This is a genomic window from uncultured Brachybacterium sp. (assembly GCF_947500705.1).
Taxonomy (GTDB): domain Bacteria; phylum Actinomycetota; class Actinomycetes; order Actinomycetales; family Dermabacteraceae; genus Brachybacterium.
Genome location: NZ_CANMSY010000020.1, coordinates 1 through 3592 on the forward strand (window position 1 = coordinate 1; position 3592 = coordinate 3592).

Below are 3592 nucleotides of genomic sequence, written 5' to 3' on the forward strand. Positions count from 1 at the left end.
ATACGAGACCATCATGAACCCGGCCGTGAGCCTCGCGGCCTGACACCCCAACTGTCACCTGTTCGTGCGGCAGTCCCGTTGCATACCGCGCCCGGCCGACTGGTCGTGCTTACTGCCGCTGTGGTGGCCGGTGCTGCTGTGGCGCTGCCATTCCAGGGTAGGGCGCTGGGTGGTGGCATGGTCGCTGGGCGGGAGCGCTGGGTGGCCCTGGTTGTGGGGGCCGGCTTTCTTGCTGGGCTGGCGCTTCTGCTGGTGCTGGCGCTCCCGGTCGTGGAGCCCGACTGGTTCGCAGTCATGGGGCGGACCTGGGGCCCCGATGCGTTCGGAGATCAAAGGCTTGGTGGCCGGGTCCTGCTTGCGCTGGTTCTGACGCTGGCAGTCCTGCACGGCGCGGTCATCTCGCGATCGCGACGGAGCAGCGAAGGACTCTCCGTAGGTCGTTCCGCCTCAGCGCGGTACTGAGCCGGGTTCTGTTGCTCGCCGCGGCGTGCCGTGATGCGTTGTCCTGATCGGGTTCGTGATGGTCAGTCGGTGTTGTCACCGGGGCTGCGGCGCAGGCGGACGATGATCGCACCGATCGCGGCGAGCAGTAGGAGCAGAGCGAGGCCGCCGAGGATCATACCGAGAGGAAGGCCGCCCTCGCTCTGTTGAGCCTCTGCCGGTTCGGCAGCGGTGTCTTCCGTGCTCGGTTCGTCCGTCCCGGCGGTCGGCTCCTCGCTCTCCTTCGGCTCCTCCGATTCGGAGTCCGCTGTGGCCGTGGGCTCGGCACCGACTGTGACGGTGAAGTCGACCGTGCCTTCGATCGGGTGGCCGTCCGAGGAGACGACACGCCACAAGACCTGATAGTCATCGGCGGGCAGCGGCGGCAGGTCGATCGTGGCCGTGTTGCCGGACACGGCGGGTGTCTCGGTGAAGATCTCCTCGCCGGCGGAGGTGGTCAGTCGCACGGCCGGAGAGAGGTTGAGAACCTCATCGCTGTAGGTGAGCTCGAGCGCCTCGGGAGCCTGCTCGAGGCTTTCGCCTGCTGCCGGGTTCGAAGAGGTCAAGGTGTCGTGCGCCGACGCCGCGGGCAACAATGCGGGCACCACCAGTGGCATCAGTACGGCGGCGAGCAGCCCGAACAGGCTGGCCAGCATGATCCGCACCGCCGTCCCGGTGGTTCCGCGAGCAGCCGTCGTGTCCGCCGTCATGAACGTCTCCTCCTCGGGTGACCCCTCGTGCGGGCCGGTTTGTCCCCATGACCGGGGCGCATCGAGTGTAGCGACGTACCACCAGCGACCCCTTCGCTCATCTCCCAGGATCGACTCGTCCAGTCCCACCCCTTTACAGAACCCCACACGACGATATCATCGCCATATGACGATTGATGCGATCCCGGCCGAGCCGCAGTTCGAGGTGGCAGACAGTCATGCCGCGCTCTTCCATGCTCTCGCCGAACCCACACGCTTGGCTCTCCTCCAGCACCTCTCGACCGGTGAGCATCGAGTTCGCGACCTTGTCGAACACATGCACCTTGCCCAGTCGACCGTCAGCAAGCATCTCTCGTGCCTGCGCGACTGTGGTCTGGTCACCGCGCGCACTGAAGGCCGCGCATCGTGGTTCGCTCTCACCGATCTGCCCCGACTGAGCGACCTACTCGAGGCGGCTGACGACCTGCTCGACACCTCCGGGACCACCCTGTCCCTGAAGAACCACCGCGATCACGAGAACCTCGAGGACGGGGGCCTTTGATGAGCTCAGGACACGACCATTCGCACGGCGGTAGCGGATCGAGCACGGCCCGGACGCGACTCGCCATCGCCTTCGCCATCACCTCCGTCATCGTGCTCGCGCAAGCGATCGGGAGCGTCGTCACCGGCAGTCTTGCTCTGCTCACGGACACGGCGCATGCCCTTGTCGACGCCTCCGGTCTGCTGGTCGCGTTGATTGCGGCGACCATGATGTTGCGCCCGGCCAGCAGCAGTAAGACCTGGGGATTCGCTCGCATCGAGGTACTGGCAGCCTTGGCCCAGGCCACGCTCCTGATCGTGGTCGGCACCTACACCGCCGTCGAGGGCATCTCGCGACTGACGGACCCCCCAGAGATCGCTTCGGGTGAGCTGCTCCTCTTCGGCGTGATCGGGCTGGTCGCGAACATCGCCGCGATCCTCATCCTGGCCGGAGGCAAGGATTCGAGCCTGAACATGCGTGCCGCGTTCCTCGAGGTGCTCAATGACGCTCTCGGTTCGCTCGGCGTGATCACGGCCGCGATCGTGATCCAGGTGACCGGGTTCCAGCAGGCCGATGCACTGGCCGGTTTGTTCATCGCCGCGCTGATCGTGCCCCGCGCGTTCCGCATCATGGCCGAGACGCTGCGGATTCTCATGGAGTACACCCCGAAGGGTGTGGACCTCGATCAGGTGCGAGAGCACATCCTTGCGCTCGACCACGTCCAGGACGTCCACGACCTGCACGCCTCTGCGATCGGGAGCAATCTGCCGATCTTCTCGGCGCACGTCGTCGTCGGGGAGGAGTGCTTCGAATCGGCCCACGCACTGCAGATCCTCGAAGAGGTCCATGTCTGCGTCAGGACGCACTTCCCGATAGCGTTCGAGCACGCCACGATCCAACTGGAGAGCCCGTCCGTGCATCGAGGTGAATCCGAACGTCCCCTGCACACGTAACGCCCACGGATCCGAACACCTCCTGACCGCAGGGGAGAGTGACAAAACGGCGCGCACCCCACTCGATGGTGGGGTGCGCGCCGCGGTAGTCGCTGGGCTCAGCGGAAGGAGACGAAGGTGGGGTTGCCCCAGATGGTGCGCTCGGTGACGGCGCCGGGGGAGCGGCCTGCATCGACGACCTTGTCGCCGCCGGCGTAGATGCCCATGTGGCCGGGCCATACGACGAGGTCGCCGGGCTGGGCCTCAGACTTGGAGATCTGGTTGCCGGCGTCGACCTGCTGGCCGGAGGTGCGCGGAAGGTCGATGCCGACCTGCTTGTAGGCGTACTGGGTCAGGCCGGAGCAGTCGAAGCTCACGCCCGGGTTGCTCGAGCCCCAGGAGTACGCGGCACCCATCTGGGTCCGTGCGGCGTCGACGATCGCCTGCCCGGTGCTGCTGGAGGAGGATGCGGGCGCAGGAACCGACGCACCACCCCCGCCGACACCGGGGGCCGAACCGTTCAGGGAGCCGCGCGTCTCAGGGCCCACCACGCCATCGACCTGCAGACCGTTGGCCTGCTGGTAGTCCTTCACCGCGCCATGGGTGCGCGGGCCGAACTTTCCGTCGACGGCAAGTGAGGAACCCTCATCGTTCAGCGCGGACTGGAGCTGCTCGACCGAGGCCCCCTGGGATCCCCAGCGAAGCTTCTTGGAGGAGTCCAGAGCCTGCGCCGGTGCCGGAGCAGCGGGCGCGACGGCCTGCGTGACCGCGGAGGGCACGGTCGCGGGAGCTGCGGGTGCTGCCTGGGCCGCACCACCGGCGAAGGCGGAGCCGAGGAGCACGGTGCCGAGGACGGCGGCGCCGCCGGTGCCGCGCAGGGCGCGTCCGCTGTGGCGAAGGGGGGTGACTGCGCGGCCGGCCGCGCGATGGGAATTGCTCGTGGCCATGAA

4 protein-coding genes are annotated in these 3592 nt (G+C 67.3%); 2 read left to right on the top strand and 2 right to left on the bottom strand.

Going from position 1 to position 3592, the window contains the following annotated elements; translation table 11 throughout:
* Positions 1–524: 524 nt before the first annotated feature.
* Positions 525–1190 carry a copper resistance CopC family protein gene (locus Q0937_RS17850; protein WP_087484029.1) on the bottom strand — a complete coding sequence of 222 codons (666 nt, stop codon included), beginning with the start codon at positions 1188–1190 and terminating at the stop codon, positions 525–527.
* 166 nt (positions 1191–1356) lie between these two features.
* On the opposite strand from Q0937_RS17850, the gene Q0937_RS17855 reads away from it, so the two are divergent.
* Together Q0937_RS17855 and Q0937_RS17860 are read left to right on the top strand one after the other, a co-directional pair.
* Complete coding sequence (locus tag Q0937_RS17855) at positions 1357–1731, top strand: helix-turn-helix transcriptional regulator (protein ID WP_249737051.1); 375 nt, start codon at positions 1357–1359, stop codon at positions 1729–1731.
* Positions 1731–2663, top strand: a complete 933-nt coding sequence (locus tag Q0937_RS17860; protein WP_299306355.1) for a cation diffusion facilitator family transporter — start codon at positions 1731–1733, stop codon at positions 2661–2663. Before Q0937_RS17855 ends, Q0937_RS17860 begins: the two co-directional genes overlap by 1 nt.
* Before the next feature lie 98 nt (positions 2664–2761).
* Here the strand turns inward: Q0937_RS17860 and Q0937_RS17865 are convergent, their stop codons facing one another.
* Positions 2762–3589 carry a C40 family peptidase gene (locus Q0937_RS17865; protein ID WP_299306357.1) on the bottom strand — a complete coding sequence of 276 codons (828 nt, stop codon included), beginning with the start codon at positions 3587–3589 and terminating at the stop codon, positions 2762–2764.
* Positions 3590–3592: the final 3 nt, after the last annotated feature.